Source organism: Hydrogenophaga sp. A37 (assembly GCF_002001205.1).
Classification (GTDB): domain Bacteria; phylum Pseudomonadota; class Gammaproteobacteria; order Burkholderiales; family Burkholderiaceae_C; genus Hydrogenophaga.
In genome coordinates, this window is the sequence record NZ_MUNZ01000101.1 from 95,123 (window position 1) to 114,334 (window position 19,212).

The window sequence follows — 19,212 nt, forward strand, 5'->3', positions numbered from 1 at the left end:
GCTAGAATTCTAGCTTCCGACGAACATCACCAAACGTCGGAAGTTTGCGGGAATAGCTCAGTTGGTAGAGCGCAACCTTGCCAAGGTTGAGGTCGCGAGTTCGAGTCTCGTTTCCCGCTCCAGTTTCAGAAAAAGGGAAGCCCGGCTTCCCTTTTTTGTCGATGGCGGTGGATGGGGTTTCCCGATCCGGCGTTTTGGGCGCGATAGCAAATCGGTTATGCAACGGATTGCAAATCCGTCTAGCCCGGTTCGACTCCGGGTCGCGCCTCCATTCAGCAACTGGTTTTTGACCATGCGGGAATAGCTCAGTTGGTAGAGCGCAACCTTGCCAAGGTTGAGGTCGCGAGTTCGAGTCTCGTTTCCCGCTCCAATCTCCAAAAAATGGGAAGCGCTGCTTCCCATTTTTGTTTCTGCGCAGGCGTCCCTTCGTCTCTTCAAGCGTCCTTCGTGACACCAGTGATCACCGACTCGACCATAGGCGATGCGGGTGAACCTGCGACAATCACCTGCGGCCTCGATGGTGAAATTGGTAGACACAGCGGACTTAAAATCCGCCGGCTTTAAACGGCCGTACCGGTTCGACCCCGGTTCGAGGCACCACCCCCTAGGCTTTTGCGGTTTTCGTCGCTACAGTGAGTTTCCATGACCCGATACAACGCGCCTTTTGAAATCCATGTGCATGGGGACGTGCCCCTGCGCGAGGATGTGGCCTACAGCCAGATTCAGGATGCGCTCAAGCCGCTTTGGCAGTACGCTGGCGCGCGTTCGCTTGCCGCTGCCGCCGAAAGCGCCTACGAAGACGAACCCGGCATCCGGTTCGATGCCGAGGCCCACGTGCTGCAGATGTGCTGGACCGTGCCCGGTGACGAAGACTTCCGTCAAGTGATCGAAGAGGCCTGCATGGGGTTGAATGACATTGCGGCTGCTGGCGCACCTCTGGAAGTGTCGTTCTACGACACCGAGTTCGATGAAGAGGACGAGTCATCGGAAGAAGAGGCTCGTGACGACTTCATGATGTGTTTTGTCGGTCCGACGCCAGCGGCCATCATGCAGGCTCAGCGCGACCTGCTGGTAGAAGATGTGGTGCACGTCATGGAACGGCATTTCGACGCCTCTGAGCTGGGCAGCGTGGTGGCCGCCATCGACAGGTTGTTCACGGAGCGCTTCGATGCGCTTGTGAGTTCCATGCAGTTGGGGAAACCACCCCGCGGGCATGGAGGATCGTCCGGCCATGGTGGCGGGCGCAAGCCTCGGCACCTCCATTGACGCCCGAGCCTCGTTTGTTCCCGGCGTGCCTCCATCAAGGCGGGCGCGTTCCAGCAATCTCCGAATAGGATCTGGATGAAGGTGTTTTCTACCGACGCCCTCAACCCGGGCGTTCGCAAGCGTGAGCTGTTGGGGTGGGCGATGTACGACTTCGCCAACTCGGGTTACACCACGGTTGTTCTCACGGCCGTTTTTGCCGCCTATTTCGTTGGTGCTGTGGCGGGCGGTGCTCCTTGGGCAACGTTTGCTTGGACAGCTGCGCTCAGTGCCTCGCACGTGATCGTCATGCTGAGCATGCCGGCCATCGGTGCCTGGGCTGACCGGCATGGTGCCAAGAAGCGACTGTTGGTCTTCATCACCGCGGGTTGCGTAACAACCACTGCGGCGCTCTCGCTGGTGTCGCCGGGCGGCGTGGCACTCGCCATCGGGTTGGTCATCGCGTCCAACGTCTTCTTCTCATGGGGTGAGTCATTGATCGCGGCGTTTCTGCCCGAGCTGGCTCGGCCCGAGTCCATGGGCCGTGTCAGTGGCTGGGGCTGGAGTTTTGGCTATCTGGGCGGCATGTTGGCGTTGGGCTTGAGCTTGGTGATCGTGCTGCAGTCTCAGGCCGCAGGAAGGACCGCTGAGCAATTTGTGCCGCTGACCATGTTGGTCACTGCGACGCTGTTCGCGGTGGCTTCCTTGTTCACGTTCGGCCTGCTGCGAGAGCGCACGATGCCCAGCCAAAGTCAGGCGTTGGGCAGCTTGTGGTCTTCCTGGCGGAACCTGCTCGGTACCTACCGACGTGCCAAACGATACAAGGACTACATGTGGCTGTTGGCTTGCGCGGTCGCCTATCAAGGCGGGGTAGCGGTCACGATCGCTCTCGCGGCCATCTACGCCGAACAGGTGATTGGCTTCGCGCAGCAGGAGACGATGGTGCTGATCTTTGTGCTGAACATCGCCGCTGCGCTGGGGGCCTTTGCGTTTGGCTACTGGCAGGACCGCATCGGTCACAAGCTGGCCCTGGGCATCACGCTGGTCGGGTGGATGGCGACTTGCGCCATTGCGGCGCTCACCACCACCAAAGGCGGTTTCTGGTACGCCGCCGTCATTGCCGGGTTGTGCATGGGATCCAGCCAGTCGTCCGGCCGCGCCATGGCCGGTCTCTTCGCGCCGCCAGCCCAACTGGCCGAGTTCTATGGTCTCTGGACATTTGCGACGCGCCTGGCCAGCATCATCGGACCCTTGACCTACGGTGCCATTACTTGGGCCACCGACGGCAATCAACGCCTGGCCATCGCATCAACCGCGGTGTTGTTTGCCGTGGGGCTGGTGTTGCTCCAGCCGGTGAACATGGCGCGTGGCCGCCAGGCCGCCCTGGCCATCGATTGAGGGGCGCGCCAGTCAGCAAGCCAGGTGCTGGCCCCGAACCTGCAAACCCAGCCAACGTTGGGCGGCCCGTTCCAGTGGTTCCGGATCACCCGTGGACAGCAATGTGACCCCCGGAACGACGACCCGCTGGGTTTCAGGAAGGGGCAATGCTTCCAGCACCTGGCGCGTGCGTCGCGCCACCGGTGCACCGGTTTCCACCATCGTGACGTTCGGACCGCAGAGCGCCTGCAAAATCTCTGAAGCGAAAGGGTAGTGGGTGCAGCCGAGCACCAAGGTGTCCATCGGGGCTGAAGTGCCCGCATGAGACCGAAGTGCTTCGATGTAGCGCTGACTCAGCGTGTGAATGTCGGACTGGTCGTCCCGCTCGATGGCGTCAGCCAGGCCATCACAGGCCTGGAAGCTGAAGTGCAGTGGCTTGCTGGCCTCGCTCTCGAGCCGGTCACGCAGTCTCGCGAAGCGTGCGCTCTCCACGGTGCCGCGCGTGGCGAGCACGCCCACATGACCGCTGCGCGTGAGGGCTGCTGCCGGCTTGAGCGCCGGCTCGACCCCGACGATGGGCCACCCCAGATGCTGCTCGCGCAGGCCTTCGATGGCCAGCGCGGTGGCGGTATTGCAGGCCACCACCAGCGCGTCGATGTGAAATGTTTCGCGCAGGCGCTGGGTGATGCGGTGCGCTCGCTCGGCCACTTGCTCCGCACTGCGTTCGCCATAGGGAGCGTGAGAGCCGTCGGCGAGGTAGACAAAGTGCGCCTGCGGCATTTCGCCGAGCAGGGCCTTGAGCACGCTCAGGCCGCCGACCCCGCTGTCGAATACCCCGACCGTGAAGCCACTGGAATTCAAGCGCTGGCGACTGAGATGCCCTTGAACTCGCCCGAGGCGATGCGCTTGCTCCACTCGGCCGGGCCGGTGATGTGGGCGCTGGTGCCGCCCGCGTCCACCGCGACGGTGACCGGCATGTCTACCACGTCGAATTCGTAGATGGCTTCCATGCCGAGGTCGGCAAAGCCCACCACCTGGGCGGTCCTGATGGCCTTGGAGACCAGGTAGGCCGCGCCGCCCACGGCCATCAAGTAAGCCGACTTGTGCTTCTTGATCGCCTCGATGGCGACGGGGCCACGTTCGGCCTTGCCGACCATGGCGATCAGTCCGGTCTGGGCCAGCATCATTTCGGTGAAGCCATCCATGCGCGTGGCGGTGGTGGGGCCGGCGGGGCCGACCGCTTCGCCCTTGACAGGATCAACGGGGCCGACGTAGTAGATGACGCGGTTGGTGAAGTCCACCGGCAGCGTCTCGCCCTTGGCCAGCATGTCCTGGATGCGCTTGTGCGCAGCGTCGCGGCCGGTGAGCATCTTGCCGTTGAGCAGCAGGGTGTCGCCCGGCTTCCAGCTCGCCACTTCGGCGGCCGTGAGGGCGTTGAGGTCCACCTTTTTGCTTTTCACATAGTCGGGTGTCCAGGCCACGTCGGGCCACAAATCCAGGCTCGGCGGGTCGATGTAGACCGGGCCGCTGCCGTCGAGCACGAAGTGGGCGTGGCGCGTGGCGGCGCAGTTGGGGATCATGGCCACGGGCTTGCTGGCCGCGTGCGTGGGGTACATCTTGATCTTGATGTCGAGCACGGTGGTCAGGCCGCCCAGGCCCTGCGCGCCAATGCCGAGTGCGTTGACCTTCTCGAACAGCTCCAGGCGCATTTCTTCGACCTTGCTGAGCTTCTCGCCCTTGGACGCCTTGGCCTGCAGCTCGTACATGTCCAGGTCGTCCATCAGGCTTTCCTTTGCCATGAGCACGGCCTTCTCGGCGGTGCCACCGATGCCGATGCCCAGCATGCCCGGCGGGCACCAGCCTGCGCCCATGGTCGGCACGGTTTTGAGCACCCAGTCGACCACGTTGTCGCCGGGGTTGAGCATGACCATCTTGGACTTGTTCTCCGAGCCGCCGCCCTTGGCCGCCACGGTCACTTCCACCGTGTTGCCGGGCACGATCTCGGTGAAGATCACGGCGGGGGTGTTGTCCTTGGTGTTCTTGCGGTCGAATTGCGGGTCGGCCACGACGCTGGCGCGCAGCGTGTTGTCGGGGTGGTTGTAGCCGCGGCGAACGCCTTCGTTGATGGCGTCGTCCAGGCTGCCCGTGAAGCCTTCCCAGCGCACGTCCATGCCTACCTTGAGGAACACGTTGACGATGCCGGTGTCTTGGCAGATCGGGCGGTGGCCGGTGGCGCTCATCTTGCTGTTGGTCAAGATCTGCGCGATCGCGTCCTTGGCGGCGGCGCTCTGCTCGCGCTCATAGGCGCGGGCCAGGTGGGCGATGTAGTCGGCCGGGTGGTAGTAGCTGATGTACTGCAGGGCGGCGGCAACGGATTCGATCAGGTCGTTCTGGCGGATGCTCGTGGTCATGGTGGGGCAATGGTGGGGACGTGGACAAGGCGTGCCTTGCTGGTGGCGCGGCGCAAGGTCTGCTACGGTGGGATCAGCCCGTTATTTTGACAGGCCCAGCCTTTCACCGGCTGACGACTGGAGCCAAGCCATGAACACCCGGACCGAACGCGACAGCATGGGGCAGATCGATGTGCCCGCAGACCGACTGTGGGGCGCGCAAACCCAGCGCTCACTCGAACACTTCGACATTTCCGGTGAGCACCTGCCGGTGGAGTTGATCCGCGCGCTGGCGCAGGTGAAGCGGGCCTGCGCGGTGGTGAACCCGTCGCTGGCCGGGTTGGATGCGGGAATGGCGCAGGCCATCGTGGCGGCGACCGACGAGGTGATCGCTGGGCGGCACAGGGCCGAATTTCCGCTGGTGGTCTGGCAGACCGGCTCCGGCACCCAGAGCAACATGAACCTGAACGAGGTGCTGGCCAACCGCGCCAGCGAATTGCTGGGCGGCGCGAGGGGAGAAGACCGGCGGGTGCACCCGAACGACGACGTGAACCGCAGCCAGTCGTCCAACGACGTGTTCCCCACCGCCATGCACCTGGCGGCGGTGGAGGGGTTGACGCAGCGCCTGCTGCCGGCCTTGGCGGGTTTGCGCGAAACCCTGGCCGCGAAGGCCGTGGCCTTTGACGACATCGTGAAGATCGGCCGCACCCACTTGCAGGACGCCACCCCCCTCACGCTGGGGCAGGAGATCTCGGGCTGGGTGGCGCAGCTGTCGCACGCCGAACGTCATGTGCGCGCCGCGCTGCCGCACCTGAGCGAGCTGGCGCTGGGCGGCACTGCGGTGGGGACCGGGCTCAACGCGCCGCCGGGCTTTGCTGACGAGGTGGCGGCTGAGCTGGCCCGCCACACCGGGTTGCCGCTGGTCAGTGCGCCCAACAAGTTTGAAGCACTCGCCAGCTGCGACGCGCTGGTGCACGCCCACGGTGCGCTCAAGGGCCTGGCGGCGAGCCTGATGAAGATCGCCAACGACGTGCGATGGCTCGCCAGCGGGCCGCGCAGCGGGCTGGGTGAGCTGTCGATTCCCGAGAACGAGCCGGGTTCGTCCATCATGCCGGGCAAGGTGAACCCCACGCAGTGCGAGGCTCTCACCATGCTCTGCTGCCAGGTGATGGGCAACGACGTGGCCATCAACATGGGTGGTGCGTCGGGCAACTTTGAGCTCAATGTGTTCCGCCCGATGGTGGCTCACAACTTTCTGCAGAGCGTGCGCCTGCTGGCCGATGGCATGCGAAGCTTTGATCACCACTGCGCCGTGGGCATCGAGCCGAACCGTGAGCGCATCAACGAACTGCTGGCGCGCTCGCTGATGCTGGTGACCGCGCTCAACCCGCACATCGGCTACGACCGGGCGGCACAGATCGCAAAGGTGGCGCACCAGAAAGGCATCACCCTGCGCGAGGCGGCGCTGGCTTTGGGTTTTGTCTCGGGCGAAGACTTTGACCGCTGGGTGGTGCCCGACCGGATGGTGGGTCGCTGAGGCGTCGGGCGAAAAAAAGCGGCCACACGGGCCGCATTCGTGAAGGAATTGAGTGGCTCTCAGTGAGCGTCACCTGCAGGCTTGCTCATCAGCCGGTCGGTGAACGCGATCGCCATGGCGCTGAGCAGGAACACCACGTGAATGATGGTCTGCCACTGGAGCACCTGCTCAGAGTAGTTGGCGGCGTTGATGAAGGTCTTCAGCAGGTGGATGGAGCTGATGCCGATGATGGCCGTGGCCAGCTTCACCTTAAGCACCGAGGCGTTGACGTGGCTGAGCCACTCAGGCTGGTCCGGGTGGCTCTCCAGGTTCATGCGGCTCACGAAGGTCTCGTAACCTCCCACGATCACCATGATCAGCAGGTTGGAGATCATCACCACGTCGATCAGTGCCAGAACCACCAGCATGATGATGGTTTCGTTGAGCGCCGTGACATCGAACGACTCCTTGTAGCCGATGCTCTTGACCAGGGCGGCCAGTGCGTCCTTGTTGCCAAAGGCGGCTTCGATCAGGTGCACCAACTCCACCCAGAAATGGAACACATAGATGCCCTGGGCCAGGATCAGCCCGAGATACAGGGGCAGTTGCAGCCAGCGGCTGGCGAAAATCAGGTTGGGCAGAGCCTGCAGATTGCCGTTGGTTTTGGGTGGGTGACTCATTGAATGGCTGACAAAATGGGGTGGGCCGCTGGCGCGGGAAAACTTGAGCGCGATTGTAGGTCTCCATCACAATACCCTTGCGCTTGCACCATTCATCCTGATCCCCGATGACGGGTCCTGAATGCCCAAGTAAGCGGCTCGTAAGAGCCTTTGCGCACATTCGCCAGGTTCACTGTTCCACACCCCAAGAGGAGACTTGCCCATGTCAACGCCGTCATCGTCCATTGAATCGACCTTGGTTGAAAACCGTGTCTTCGAGCCCAGCGAAGCCTTCCGCAAGGGGGCTTGCATTTCCGGTATGGACGCGTACGACGCGCTGTGCGCCGAGGCAGAGAGCGACTTTGAAGGCTTCTGGGCCAAGCGCGCCCGTGAAACCCTGACCTGGAGCAAACCTTTCACCAAGGTGCTCGACGAATCCAACAAGCCTTTCTACAAGTGGTTCGAAGATGGTGAGTTGAACGCCTCGTACAACTGCCTGGATCGCCACATGGGCACGCCGGTCGAAAACAAGACCGCAATCATTTTCGAGGCCGATGGTGGTGAAGTGACCAAGGTCACCTACAAAGAGTTGCTGGCCAAGGTGTCGCAATTTGCGAATGCTTTGAAGGTGCGTGGTGTGAAGAAGGGTGATCGCGTCGTCATCTACATGCCCATGACGATTGAAGGTGTGGTGGCCATGCAGGCCTGTGCCCGCATCGGCGCCACCCACAGTGTGGTGTTTGGTGGCTTCTCGGCCAAGGCGTTGCAGGAGCGCATCCAGAACGCCAGCGCCGTGGCGGTCATCACCGCCAACTACCAGCTGCGCGGTGGCAAGGAACTGCCGCTCAAGTCCATCGTGGACGAAGGCATTGCGATGGGCGGTTGTGAGTGCGTGAAGGACGTGATCGTGTTCCAGCGCACGCCCACCGCCGTCAACATGGTGGCCGGCCGCGACAGCTTCATGCACGAAGTCATGGACGCTGCCTCCAACGATTGCCCCGCCGAAATGGTGAGCGCCGAGCACCCGCTGTTTGTCCTTTACACCTCAGGCTCCACCGGTACCCCCAAGGGTGTGCAGCACAGCACCGGCGGCTACCTGCTGTGGGCCAACCTCACGATGAACTGGACCTTCGACCTGAAGGATTCCGACGTCTTCTGGTGCACGGCCGACATCGGCTGGATCACCGGCCACACTTACGTGGCCTACGGCCCGCTGGCCGCTGGGGCCACGCAGATCGTGTTTGAAGGCGTGCCCACCTACCCGAACGCAGGTCGCTTCTGGCAGATGATCGAGAAGCACAAATGCACGATCTTCTACACGGCGCCGACCGCGATCCGCTCGCTGATCAAGGCCGCCGAAGGCGACGAGAAGGTGCACCCGGCGCGCTCGGACCTGAGCAGCCTGCGCCTCCTGGGCTCGGTGGGCGAGCCCATCAACCCCGAAGCCTGGATGTGGTACTACAAACACGTGGGTGGAGAGCGTTGCCCCATCGTGGACACCTTCTGGCAGACCGAGACCGGTGGCCACATGATCACCCCGCTGCCGGGCGCCACGCCGCTGGTGCCGGGTTCCTGCACGCTGCCGCTGCCGGGCATCACCACCGCCATCGTCGACGAGACGGGCAACGATGTGCCCAATGGCGCGGGCGGCATTCTGGTCGTCAAGAAACCTTGGCCGTCAATGATCCGCACCATCTGGGGCGACCCCGAGCGTTTCAAGAAGAGCTACTTCCCTGACGAGCTCAAAGGCTACTACTTGGCCGGTGACGGTGCGGTGCGCAGCGTGGATCGCGGCTATTTCCGCATCACGGGCCGCATCGACGACGTGCTGAACGTCTCGGGGCACCGAATGGGCACGATGGAGATCGAGTCGGCGCTGGTGGGCAAGACCGACCTGGTGGCTGAAGCCGCTGTGGTGGGCCGCCCTGATGACCTGACCGGCGAGGCCATCGTGGCCTTCGTGGTGCTCAAGCGCTCGCGCCCCACGGGTGACGAAGCCAAAGCGATTGCCAAGGTGCTGCGCGACTGGGTGGGCAAGGAGATCGGCCCCATCGCCAAGCCGAAAGACATCCGCTTCGGTGACAACCTGCCCAAGACCCGGTCCGGCAAGATCATGCGCCGCCTGCTGCGCTCGATTGCCAAGGGCGAGGCCATCACACAGGACACATCCACCCTGGAGAACCCGGCCATCCTTGATCAGTTGTCCGAAAACAATTGACGTTCTGGCCCCATGCCTGACATTTGAAAAGTGCCAGGCAACAAAAAACCCGCTGGTATCCAGCGGGTTTTTTGTTTTGAGCGCAATCGTTGATTACTTCAGGCTCAACACCCAGGCCGCGAGCTTCTTGGCGTCCGCGTCATTGACCTGGGCATTGGCTGGCATGGGGATCGCACCCCAAACGCCAACGCCACCTTTCATGATCTTCGCGGCCAGCATGTCGGCGGCTTTGGCATCGCCAGCGTATTTTTTGGCGACGTCTTTGTAGGCAGGACCCACCAGCTTTTTGTCTGTCGCGTGGCAAGCCATGCAGTTCTTGGCGGTGGCCAGTGCCTGGTCGGCCATGGCAGGGGCAGAAATGGCGGCCATCGCAGCCATAATCATCAGAGCGCGTTTCATGGTGTCGTCCTTTTGTGTGGAAGTGAACATCTCACAGAGCGCGATTTTAGCGAGTTGGCCTGGGTGTCTCGCGGGGGCTTACAGGAACTTGCCGAGCTTCATCGGACCTTTACCGGAGAGTGTGATGTATTTGCTGATTCTGGGCGTCGCCCTGATGTTGTTGAAGTACCTGGAGATCGGTTCCGTTGCCGGGCTGTCTTGGTGGTGGGTGCTGTCACCGTTTGCGTTGGCGGTGGCCTGGTGGGCATGGGCAGATGCCACGGGTTACACCAAGCGCAAGGAAATGGAAAAGATGGACCAGAAAAAACAGGATCGTATCGACAAGCAGCGCGAGGCTTTGGGCATCAAACCCAGGCGCCGCTGACCGCCTCCTCCATGCGGCGGGCAGTGTCCACGCCAGTGCCGTGGCTGCTGCCGCCAACCCCGGGTCGCACAGGCCCTTGCGGGATAATTGAGGGCTGCGCTCCAAGTCCCAGTCCCACACGTCACTGAAGAAGCTTCATCATGCCCGTTTACCGCTCCAAGACCTCCACCGCCGGCCGCAACATGGCGGGTGCCCGTTCCCTGTGGCGTGCCACTGGCATGAAGGATGGCGATTTCAGCAAACCCATCATCGCCATCGCCAACTCCTTCACCCAGTTCGTGCCCGGCCATGTGCACCTGAAGGACCTGGGCCAGCTGGTGGCACGCGAGGTCGAAGCCGCAGGCGGCGTGGCCAAGGAATTCAACACCATCGCGGTGGACGATGGCATTGCCATGGGCCACGACGGCATGCTGTATTCGCTGCCTAGCCGCGACCTGATCGCCGACTCGGTGGAGTACATGGTCAATGCGCACTGTGCCGACGCGCTGGTGTGCATCTCCAACTGCGACAAGATCACACCCGGCATGTTGATGGCCGCGATGCGCCTGAACATCCCGGTGGTGTTCGTGTCGGGTGGTCCGATGGAGGCCGGCAAGGTGCGCCTGGCCAACCCGCAGACCCATGTCATGGAGTTCAAGAAGCTCGACCTGGTGGACGCGATGGTGATGGCTGTGGACGACAAGGTGAGCGACGCCGACCTCGCCGAAGTGGAGCGTTCGGCCTGCCCGACCTGCGGCTCGTGCTCGGGCATGTTCACCGCCAACTCCATGAATTGCCTGGCCGAGGCGCTGGGGCTGGCGCTGCCAGGCAACGGGACCGTGGTGGCCACGCACGCTGACCGCGAGCAACTCTTCAAGCGCGCCGGTCGCACGGCGGTGGCGCTGTGCGAGCGTTACTACGAACAGGGCGACGAGTCGGTGCTGCCGCGCTCCATGGGCTTCAAGGCCTTCGAGAATGCGATCACGCTCGACATCGCCATGGGCGGTTCGACCAACACCATCCTGCACATCCTGGCGATCGCTCAGGAGGCTGGCATCGACTTCACCATGCAGGACATCGATCGTCTCTCGCGCGTGGTGCCTCAGCTGTGCAAGGTGGCGCCCAACACCAACAAGTACCACATCGAAGACGTGCACCGCGCGGGCGGCATCATGGCCATCCTGGGCGAGCTCGACCGCGCCGGCAAGCTGCACACCGACGTGCCCACCATCCACGCGAAGACCATGAAGGACGCGCTGGACCAGTGGGACATTGCCCGCAACCCGTCCGAAGACGTCAAGACCTTTTACATGGCCGGCCCGGCAGGCATTCCCACACAAGTGGCGTTCAGCCAGGCCACGCGCTGGCCCAGCCTGGATGTGGACCGCGCTGAAGGTTGCATCCGCTCGGGCGAACACGCCTTCTCGCAAGAGGGTGGGCTGGCCGTGCTGCATGGCAACATCGCGCTCGATGGCTGCGTGGTGAAAACAGCAGGGGTGGACGAGTCCATCCTGGTGTTCGAAGGATCGGCCTACGTGACCGAATCGCAGGACGAAGCCGTGGCTGAGATCCTGGCCGACAAGGTGAAGGCCGGCGACGTGGTGGTCGTGCGCTACGAGGGTCCCAAAGGCGGCCCTGGCATGCAGGAAATGCTTTACCCGACCAGCTACATCAAGTCCAAGGGCCTGGGCAAGGCCTGCGCGCTGCTGACCGATGGGCGCTTCTCTGGTGGCACCTCGGGCCTGTCCATCGGCCACTGTTCGCCCGAAGCAGCAGCGGGTGGTGCGATCGGCCTGGTGCGCCATGGCGACAAGATCCGCATCGACATTCCCAACCGCAGCATCAACCTGTTGGTGAGCGACGAAGAACTGGCGCAACGCCGAGCCGAACAAGACGCCAAAGGCTGGAAGCCCGTGCTGCCGCGCCCGCGCAAGGTATCGACGGCACTCAAGGCCTACGCCTTGCTGGCGACCTCGGCGGACAAAGGCGCCGTGCGCGACCTGTCGTTGCTGGGCGACTGAGCCCAATGGCCCGGCAACCAGGCAGCCCCTTCGGGGGCTGTTTGGTTTCTGGCCCTCTGAATGCGCTTTCAGCGCGGAGCCTTTTTGCCACGTGCACAATCCACAGCCATGTTGATCCATCCCTCCATCGACCCTGTCGCCCTGCAACTCGGCCCCATCGCCATTCACTGGTATGGGCTGACCTACCTCGCAGCCTTTGGCCTCTTCGTGCTGCTGGGTCGGGCACGCCTGAAGCACCAACCGTTCGCTTCGATCACCACGCCGAGCCCCTGGACCGCGCGCGATGTGGAAGACATCCTGTTTCTCGGGGTCATGGGCGTGGTGGTCGGCGGTCGTATCGGCTACTGCCTGTTCTACAAACCGGCCTACTACCTGAGTCACCCATTGGAGGTGTTTGCGGTTTGGCAAGGCGGCATGAGTTTTCACGGCGGCATGCTGGGCGTGCTGGTGGCCATGGTCTGGTACGCGCGCAGCCGCCAGCGGCCTTGGCTGCAGGTGATGGATTTTGTGGCGCCCTGTGTGCCCACCGGGCTGGCTGCTGGCCGCGTCGGCAATTTCATCAACGGTGAGCTCTGGGGCCGTGTGGCCGACCCGTCACTGCCCTGGGGCACGGTGTTCAGGGGGGCGGGTGACCTGCCGCGCCATCCCTCGCAGGTCTATCAGTTCCTGATGGAGGGGCTGCTGCTCTTTGTGCTGCTGTGGCTGTACGCGCGCAAGCCGCGCGCCACTGGGCGGGTGAGCGCGGCGTTCTTGTTCGGCTACGGCGTGTTCCGCTTCATCGCCGAGTTCTTCCGCGAGCCCGATGCCCACTTGGGCCTGCTCACGTTGGGCATGAGCATGGGGCAGTGGCTCTGCGTGCCCATGATCCTGGGCGGGGTTGTGATGTGGGTGTGGTGCGGTCGCCGTCCCTGAGTCACCGCACCCGGTGACGTGACGGCGATGCCGGCTCGGGCACGCATCGGATGATCAGTCGACCGTTCATCTGACCAAGCGGGGCCTGCGGGTAAATACCCGTTTCCAGATGCGAGTGGCGCTTTAATATTATCTGTAATTACAGGTAATCACAGATGCGACTGGTGCTCAACTCCCTGCACGATGAAGTGGCCTCGAAGCTTCGAGAGCGCATCTTCACGGGTGAGCTGGCGCCAGGCAGCTTCGTTGATGAGCCAGGGTTGTGCAGCGAGTGGTCGATCTCGCGCACGCCGCTGCGTGAGGCGCTCAAGGTGCTGACGGCGGAGGGCTTGTTGCGCCACGAGCCTCGTCGAGGCTGCTTCGTGAGCGAGATCACCGAACGCGATCTGGACGAAATCTTCCCGGTGATCGCCTTGCTCGAGGGGCGTTGCGCGTTCGAGGCGGCGAACAACGCGACCGATGCCGACCTCGGCGCGTTGGAACAACTGCATGACCGCCTCCAGCGCAGTGCCAAGGCCAAGCGCATCACCGAGTACTACGAGACCAACTTCGCGATCCACGAGGCCATCATCCTGCTGGCCAACAACCGCTGGCTGGCCCAGGTGATCGGCGACCTGCGCAAGATCGTCAAGCTCGCCCGCCTGCAGCAGTTGCACGCACCGGGACGCCTGGAGCAAAGCCTGTCGGAACACATGGCGGTCTACGCCGCCCTCAAGGCGCACGACGCCGAGGGTGCGGAGGCGGCCATGCGCACCCATCTGACGCGCCAGCGCGTGGCGCTGCGTGAGCTCGCGCGCAACCAGAAGTCAAGGATCACGGCATGAACACCCGCGAATGGCTGACCGAACGCGTCTCCCGTCTGCGCAAACCGGCACCGACGGCGCGATCCACTCAAGACCGTCTCAGAGCCCGACTGCGCCAGGGAGAGGAGGCGATGTCGCCGAGCGCCTTGCGCCACAAGCTCGGCGAGCTCAAGGCCATTGTTGACCCGCTGGTGAGCGAGGTCGAAGGGGGGCGCCGCGCCGGGGCCTTGATGGATTGGTGTGCCAGTGCACCGCCTGCCCACCGGCGCGATCTTTGGCTGCTCATGAGCGAACGCTTTGTGGCCGATCCGGCGCAGGTGAAGGCGGCGCAGCTGAAGTACGCGGCAGCGGTGGGAACGCCCGACGAAGCCGCTGCCGAAGTGCTGTACCGGCGCGCCACGGTGTCGCCGCGCCGGCGCCTGCTGCAGCGCTTCAGCGCCCACCCGGACGGCATTCCGTTTCTGGTGAACCTGCGGGCGGAGATGCAGCCGCAACTCAAGGCCGACAAACGCCTGCTCGCGCTGGACGTGGAGATGGAGTACATGTTCTCCACGTGGTTCGATGTGGGCTTTCTGGAGCTGCGCCGCATCAGTTGGGACTCGCCCGCCTCACTGGTGGAAAAGCTCATCAAGTACGAAGCGGTGCACGACATCCGCAGCTGGGACGATGTGAAAAACCGGCTGGACAGCGACCGGCGTTGTTACGGCTTCTTTCACCCGCGCCTGCCGGGTGAGCCGTTGATCTTCGTCGAGGTGGCGCTGATCAATGAGATCGCCGCCAGCATCACGCCGCTGCTGGATGAATCTGCCGCGCCGGCCGATCTGGGCCGCGCCACCACCGCCATCTTCTACTCCATCAGCAACACCCAGGCTGGGTTGCGTGGCGTGAGCTTTGGCGACTCGCTGATCAAGCGCGTGGTGGAAAGCCTGCACGAGGAGTTTCCGCGCCTCAAGACGTTTGCGACGCTCTCTCCGATTCCTGGTTTGCGTGGCTGGCTGACCAAGAACGCGCCAGCAGAATTGCTGCAGGCTTGGGAAGCGGCTCCAGAGCTGGTCGAAAAATCGCCGCCGCGTGTGGCCCTCAAGCAATGGGCCGCGCGCTACCTGGCCCAGGAGCTCAAGGAGGGCAAGCCGCTGGACGCGGTGGCACGGTTTCACCTGGGCAACGGCGCACGGGTCGAGCGCCTGAATTGGGCTGCCGATCCTTCGGTCAAGGGCTTCAAGCAGTCCTACGGGCTGATGGTGAACTACCTCTACGACCTCAAGAAGCTCGATAAAAATCGGGCAGCGCTCGCGCTGGGCAAGGTCCCGGTCGCGTCATCGATCAAGGACCTGCTGCCCTGACGCTCTTCCACCAAAATAACAGAGACAAACCATGCAACAAATCAATTTCAATCGGCGCGACGTGCTGCTTGCCGCTGCGGCTGGCCTGGTGGTGTACAGCGGCGCCGGCCATGCGCAGGGTACCTGGCCCAGCAAGCCGGTGACCATGATCGTGCCATTCCCGGCCGGTGGCGGCACCGACGCTTTCGCCCGTCCAATGGCCGCGCAGTTCACCAAAAACACCGGCAAGGCCTTGGTGATCGACAACCGGGGAGGTGCCGGCGGCACGCTGGGCGCCGGTATCGCGGCCAAAGCCGCGCCCGACGGCTACACCTTGTTCATGGGTGCGGTGCATCACACCATCGCGCCCAGCATGTACCCGAGGTTGGAATACGACCTGGAGCGTGATCTGGTGCCGCTGATCCAGGTGGCCAGCGTGCCGCAGGTTCTGGTGGTCAACGCCAAGAAGTTCGGCAACCTGGATTTCAAAGCCTTCCTTGAGCAAGTCAAGGCCAACCCTGGCAAGCTCAACTACGGTTCGGCCGGCGGCGGCACCTCGCACCATCTGGCTGGCGAGTTGTTCAAACTGCAGAGCAAAACCTTCATCACGCACATCCCCTACCGAGGCGCGGGTCCGGCGCTCAATGACCTGATCGCTGGCAACGTGGACATGATGTTTGATGGGCTCGGTTCATCGGCTGCCCACATCAAGGGCGGGCGCATCAAGGCGCTGATGGTCTCGGGCAACAAGCGCAGTCCGGCTTTTCCGGAGGTCCCCAGTGCAGCGGAAATGGGCCTGCCCGACTACAACGTGACCACCTGGTACGGCGTCTGGGCCCCCAAGGGCACGCCGGCCGATGCACAGGCGCGCGCCATCGAAGAGATTCGCAAGGCAGTGCAAGCCGACGACGCCAAGCTGGTCTGGGCTTCGCAAGGGGCCGAGTTTCCCAACCTCACTGGCGCGCAGTTCGACGGGTTCATCAAGACCGAGCTGAAGAAGTGGGCACAGGTGGTCAAGGCCTCCGGTGCCAAGCTTGACTGAGCCTCGCGCCAGAGAGGACCGTGTGTCAGGGCAAGTCTGTTTTCTGATGGATGGCGCGGTGGCGCTGGTGACGCTGTCGAACCCGGCCAAGTTCAACGCCATGTCGCGAGCGATGTGGCGCGAACTGAGGCAGGTGTTTGCCGAGCTGCAACAGCGCGCCGACGTGCGTGCTGTGGTGGTGGCGGGCGAGGGTGGACATTTCTGTGCGGGCGGTGACATCGCTGAGTACACCGACTTCCGTTTCCACCCCGAAGGCCTGCGAGACTTTCACGAGAACGATGTCTGGGGCGGCCTCTCGGCCATGCTGGCCTGCGACCTGCCCATCGTGGCGCAGATCGAGGGCAACTGCATGGGGGCGGGCGTGGAGATCGCCAGCTGTTGCGACATCCGTGTGGCGGGGCAGGGTGCGCGTTTCGGTGCGCCGATCGCCAAGCTCGGCTTTCCCATGGCGCCGCGAGAGGCCGAACTGGTGGCGCGCGAGGTGGGTTTGGCCACGGCGCGCCAGATGCTGCTGGAAGCTGCGGTGCTGGACGCACCCACCATGCTGGTGCGTGGTTTTCTGCAGACGGTTCTGCCCGATGCAGACGTTCCGGCCGCGGCCTTCCAGCGCGCTCGGCACATGGCGCGCCTGGCCCCGCAGGCGGCCCGCCTGAACAAGCAGACGCTGCGCGCCCTGGCGGGCGGACTGGACGCGGCGGCTTTGCTGCCCACTGCCTACGACTACGCCGACCATGCCGAACATCGCGAAGGCATCGCGGCCTTCCTGGCCAAACGTCCGCCGAATTTCTGAACGTTTCTTTCGGACTCACATGAGCAATAAAAACCTGTTCGTCGCCCTGCGCGCTGCCTTTCCTGCCCAACTGGACAGCACCGCTGTCGAGACCGATGAAGGGCTGATCTATAGCTGGCGCGACCTCGACCGCGCCACGGCCATGGTGGCCAACCTGCTCGATTCGCTGGAGCTGCCTCCCGCGTCGCGCATCGCGGTGCAGGTCGAGAAGTCGGTCGAGGCCATGGTGCTGTACCTGGCGACGCTGCGCACGGGCCATGTGTTTCTACCGCTCAACACCGCGTACCAGAGCGCCGAGATCGAGTACTTCGTCGGCAACGCCGAGCCGGCGGTGATGGTCTGCAGTCCGAAGAACCACGGCTGGGTGAGCAAGATCGCCTTCACGGCGGGGACGAAATTCGTGTTCACGCTGGGCGACGACCGCAGGGGCAGCCTGCTGGACCGCGCGGCCCACATGAGCGACGGCCACACACCTGCCACGCTGCAAGACGACGACCTCGCCGCCATCCTCTACACCAGTGGCACCACCGGTCGCAGCAAGGGCGCCATGCTCACGCACGGCAACATGCGCAGCAACGCCGTGATGCTGCGCGACTACTGGCAGTGGCAACCCGATGACGTGCTGATCCACGCGCTGCCCATTTTTCACGTGCACGGCCTGTTCGTCGCCATCCATGGGGCGCTGATCAACGGCAGCAAGATGATCTGGTTCTCGAAGTTCGACCCGAAGCGGGTGATCGCCAGGTTCGCCGAGGCCACGGTGTTCATGGGCGTGCCCACGCTGTATGTGCGCATGCTGGCCGAGCCCACGCTCACGCCGGCGCAGGCCAGCCACATGCGTCTCTTCATTGCGGGCTCGGCGCCGCTGCTGATCGAGACCTTCACCGAGTGGCAGGGCCGCACCGGGCACACCATCCTGGAGCGTTACGGCATGAGCGAAACGGTCATGCTCACCTCCAACCCCTGCGGCGAAGACCCGCGTTACCCGGGGCAGACCGAGCGGCGTGGTGGCACCGTGGGTTTCCCGCTGCCGGGGGTGGAGCTGAGGGTGATGGGGGATGGCGATCAGCCGGTGCCACAGGGCGAGATCGGGGGCATCCAGGTGCGTGGGCCCAACGTGTTCAAGGGCTACTGGCGCATGCCGGAGAAAACGGCCGAAGAGTTCACCGCCGACGGCTTCTTCAAGACCGGCGATGTAGGCCGCGTGGACGAACGGGGCTACGTCACCATCGTTGGCCGCAGCAAAGACCTGATCATCTCCGGCGGCTACAACGTCTACCCGGCCGAGATCGAGGGCTACATCAACGACATGCCTGGCGTGGCCGAGAGCGCGCTGGTGGGAGTGCCGCACCCGGACTTCGGCGAGGTTGGCATCGCGGTGATCATCGCCAAACCCGGCGCCGCCGTGGACCCGGACCAAGTGATCGCCGCACTCAAGTCCCAACTCGCCAACTTCAAGATCCCCAAGCGCTGCTTCGTGGTGAGCGCGTTGCCGCGCAACACCATGGGCAAGGTCCAAAAGAACCTGCTGCGCGAGCAGTACAAGACGTCTTTCGCATGAAAGAAAAAAAACGCGCTGCGGAGTGACATCCGGAGCGCGTGCACAAAACCCAGAACGTGGCGGAACCGGCTTCGCCGGGCCGCTCGCGTTGCCCCTTGGGGGGTGACGCCGAAGGCGGCGCGGGGGGAGCCCAGTACCTGCGGCGCAGGGGGTTACCTGAGTACGAGCACCGGAATGTGCGAGTGCGTGAGAACCTGTTGCGTCTCACTGCCCAGCAGCAGGCGCTTGATGCCTTTGCGACCGTGCGAGGCCATCACGATCAGGTCCACCTTGTTGCGCTTGGCCGCCGCGATGATGGCCTCTGCGATCAGGTCGGACTTCACCGTCACCGGCTTGACCTTCACCTCCAGCTTCTGGCCTGCGGCCTTCACCGCATTGACGGCTTCCATGGCATCGTCGTTCCATTGCTTCTCGATGCGGGCCACTTCAGCTGCCGCCAAAGCCACGCCACCTTCAAAGTAAGTCTGTGGGTAGCGGGGCACCACTTTCAGAGCGATCACTTCGGCACCAGTGATGTCGGCCAGGGCAATGGCGTGTTCGACCGCCATGCTAGAGAGTTTGGAGCCGTCAGTGGCCACCAGAATGCGCTTGTACATGGTTTTCTCCTGTTGGTTGTT

At 63.5% G+C, this 19,212-nt stretch carries 17 protein-coding genes and 4 tRNA genes; 16 read left to right on the forward strand and 5 right to left on the reverse strand.

From position 1 onward, the window contains the following. Nucleotides 1–46 precede the first annotated feature (46 nt). From B0E41_RS11465 to B0E41_RS11490, 6 genes are all read left to right on the forward strand, one after another. A tRNA-Gly gene (locus tag B0E41_RS11465) sits at nucleotides 47–122 on the forward strand. 75 nt (nucleotides 123–197) lie between these two features. Then, nucleotides 198–271: transfer RNA gene (locus B0E41_RS11470), tRNA-Cys, on the forward strand. A gap of 23 nt (nucleotides 272–294) precedes the next feature. Next, nucleotides 295–370 (forward strand) — tRNA-Gly (locus B0E41_RS11475). A 141-nt stretch (nucleotides 371–511) separates the two neighbouring features. Beyond that, nucleotides 512–600: transfer RNA gene (locus B0E41_RS11480), tRNA-Leu, on the forward strand. A gap of 42 nt (nucleotides 601–642) precedes the next feature. Beyond that, nucleotides 643–1,266 (forward strand): DUF6806 family protein, encoded by a 624-nt coding sequence (locus tag B0E41_RS11485; RefSeq protein ID WP_077331281.1) that lies wholly within the window; start codon nucleotides 643–645, stop codon nucleotides 1,264–1,266. A 75-nt stretch (nucleotides 1,267–1,341) separates the two neighbouring features. Next, nucleotides 1,342–2,640, forward strand: coding sequence for an MFS transporter (locus B0E41_RS11490; protein WP_077331282.1), 1,299 nt, complete (start codon nucleotides 1,342–1,344; stop codon nucleotides 2,638–2,640). 12 nt (nucleotides 2,641–2,652) lie between these two features. On the opposite strand, the gene murI is transcribed toward B0E41_RS11490, so the two are convergent. Together murI and B0E41_RS11500 are read right to left on the reverse strand one after the other, a co-directional pair. Beyond that, a complete protein-coding gene (murI, locus tag B0E41_RS11495) occupies nucleotides 2,653–3,480 on the reverse strand; it encodes a glutamate racemase (protein ID WP_077331283.1) in 828 nt (275 codons plus the stop codon). Beyond that, the gene (locus B0E41_RS11500; RefSeq protein WP_077331284.1) at nucleotides 3,477–5,030 is read right to left on the reverse strand and encodes a fumarate hydratase; all 1,554 of its coding nucleotides are present in this window, start codon (nucleotides 5,028–5,030) and stop codon (nucleotides 3,477–3,479) included. The genes murI and B0E41_RS11500 overlap by 4 nt, the downstream gene beginning before the upstream one ends. A gap of 130 nt (nucleotides 5,031–5,160) precedes the next feature. On the opposite strand from B0E41_RS11500, the gene fumC reads away from it, so the two are divergent. Then, nucleotides 5,161–6,546, forward strand: coding sequence for a class II fumarate hydratase (gene fumC / locus B0E41_RS11505; RefSeq protein WP_077331285.1), 1,386 nt, complete (start codon nucleotides 5,161–5,163; stop codon nucleotides 6,544–6,546). 59 nt (nucleotides 6,547–6,605) lie between these two features. Here the strand turns inward: fumC and B0E41_RS11510 are convergent, their stop codons facing one another. Further along, nucleotides 6,606–7,205 carry a YqhA family protein gene (locus B0E41_RS11510; RefSeq protein WP_077331286.1) on the reverse strand — a complete coding sequence of 200 codons (600 nt, stop codon included), beginning with the start codon at nucleotides 7,203–7,205 and terminating at the stop codon, nucleotides 6,606–6,608. A gap of 202 nt (nucleotides 7,206–7,407) precedes the next feature. Here B0E41_RS11510 and acs point away from each other — a divergent pair, with 202 nt between their 5' ends. Next, nucleotides 7,408–9,402: an acetate--CoA ligase gene (gene acs / locus B0E41_RS11515; RefSeq protein ID WP_077331287.1), complete on the forward strand. Its 1,995-nt coding sequence runs from the start codon at nucleotides 7,408–7,410 to the stop codon at nucleotides 9,400–9,402. Nucleotides 9,403–9,495: 93 nt separating this feature from the next. On the opposite strand, the gene B0E41_RS11520 is transcribed toward acs, so the two are convergent. Next, a complete protein-coding gene (locus B0E41_RS11520) occupies nucleotides 9,496–9,801 on the reverse strand; it encodes a c-type cytochrome (RefSeq protein WP_077331376.1) in 306 nt (101 codons plus the stop codon). Nucleotides 9,802–9,925: 124 nt separating this feature from the next. Between B0E41_RS11520 and B0E41_RS11525 the strand changes: the two genes are divergently transcribed. The 8 genes from B0E41_RS11525 (at nucleotide 9,926) to B0E41_RS11560 (ending at nucleotide 18,595) form a co-directional block, all read left to right on the forward strand. After that, nucleotides 9,926–10,165: a TIGR04438 family Trp-rich protein gene (locus B0E41_RS11525; protein WP_077331288.1), complete on the forward strand. Its 240-nt coding sequence runs from the start codon at nucleotides 9,926–9,928 to the stop codon at nucleotides 10,163–10,165. 140 nt (nucleotides 10,166–10,305) lie between these two features. Next, the gene (ilvD, locus tag B0E41_RS11530; protein ID WP_077331289.1) at nucleotides 10,306–12,165 is read left to right on the forward strand and encodes a dihydroxy-acid dehydratase; all 1,860 of its coding nucleotides are present in this window, start codon (nucleotides 10,306–10,308) and stop codon (nucleotides 12,163–12,165) included. Nucleotides 12,166–12,273: 108 nt separating this feature from the next. Further along, nucleotides 12,274–13,077, forward strand: a complete 804-nt coding sequence (gene lgt / locus B0E41_RS11535; protein WP_077331290.1) for a prolipoprotein diacylglyceryl transferase — start codon at nucleotides 12,274–12,276, stop codon at nucleotides 13,075–13,077. 155 nt (nucleotides 13,078–13,232) lie between these two features. Beyond that, nucleotides 13,233–13,901 (forward strand): GntR family transcriptional regulator, encoded by a 669-nt coding sequence (locus B0E41_RS11540; RefSeq protein ID WP_077331291.1) that lies wholly within the window; start codon nucleotides 13,233–13,235, stop codon nucleotides 13,899–13,901. Next, on the forward strand, nucleotides 13,898–15,223 hold the full coding sequence (locus B0E41_RS11545; RefSeq protein WP_077331292.1) for a malonyl-CoA decarboxylase family protein: 1,326 nt from the start codon (nucleotides 13,898–13,900) through the stop codon (nucleotides 15,221–15,223). The genes B0E41_RS11540 and B0E41_RS11545 overlap by 4 nt, the downstream gene beginning before the upstream one ends. 31 nt (nucleotides 15,224–15,254) lie before the next feature. After that, nucleotides 15,255–16,244, forward strand: coding sequence for a tripartite tricarboxylate transporter substrate binding protein (locus B0E41_RS11550; protein ID WP_077331293.1), 990 nt, complete (start codon nucleotides 15,255–15,257; stop codon nucleotides 16,242–16,244). Nucleotides 16,245–16,266: 22 nt separating this feature from the next. After that, nucleotides 16,267–17,034: an enoyl-CoA hydratase/isomerase family protein gene (locus tag B0E41_RS11555; protein WP_077331294.1), complete on the forward strand. Its 768-nt coding sequence runs from the start codon at nucleotides 16,267–16,269 to the stop codon at nucleotides 17,032–17,034. Nucleotides 17,035–17,053: 19 nt separating this feature from the next. After that, nucleotides 17,054–18,595 carry a malonyl-CoA synthase gene (locus B0E41_RS11560; RefSeq protein ID WP_077331295.1) on the forward strand — a complete coding sequence of 514 codons (1,542 nt, stop codon included), beginning with the start codon at nucleotides 17,054–17,056 and terminating at the stop codon, nucleotides 18,593–18,595. 152 nt (nucleotides 18,596–18,747) lie between these two features. Here B0E41_RS11560 and B0E41_RS11565 read toward each other — a convergent pair whose 3' ends face one another. Beyond that, nucleotides 18,748–19,191: a universal stress protein gene (locus B0E41_RS11565; protein ID WP_077331377.1), complete on the reverse strand. Its 444-nt coding sequence runs from the start codon at nucleotides 19,189–19,191 to the stop codon at nucleotides 18,748–18,750. Nucleotides 19,192–19,212 lie beyond the last annotated feature (21 nt).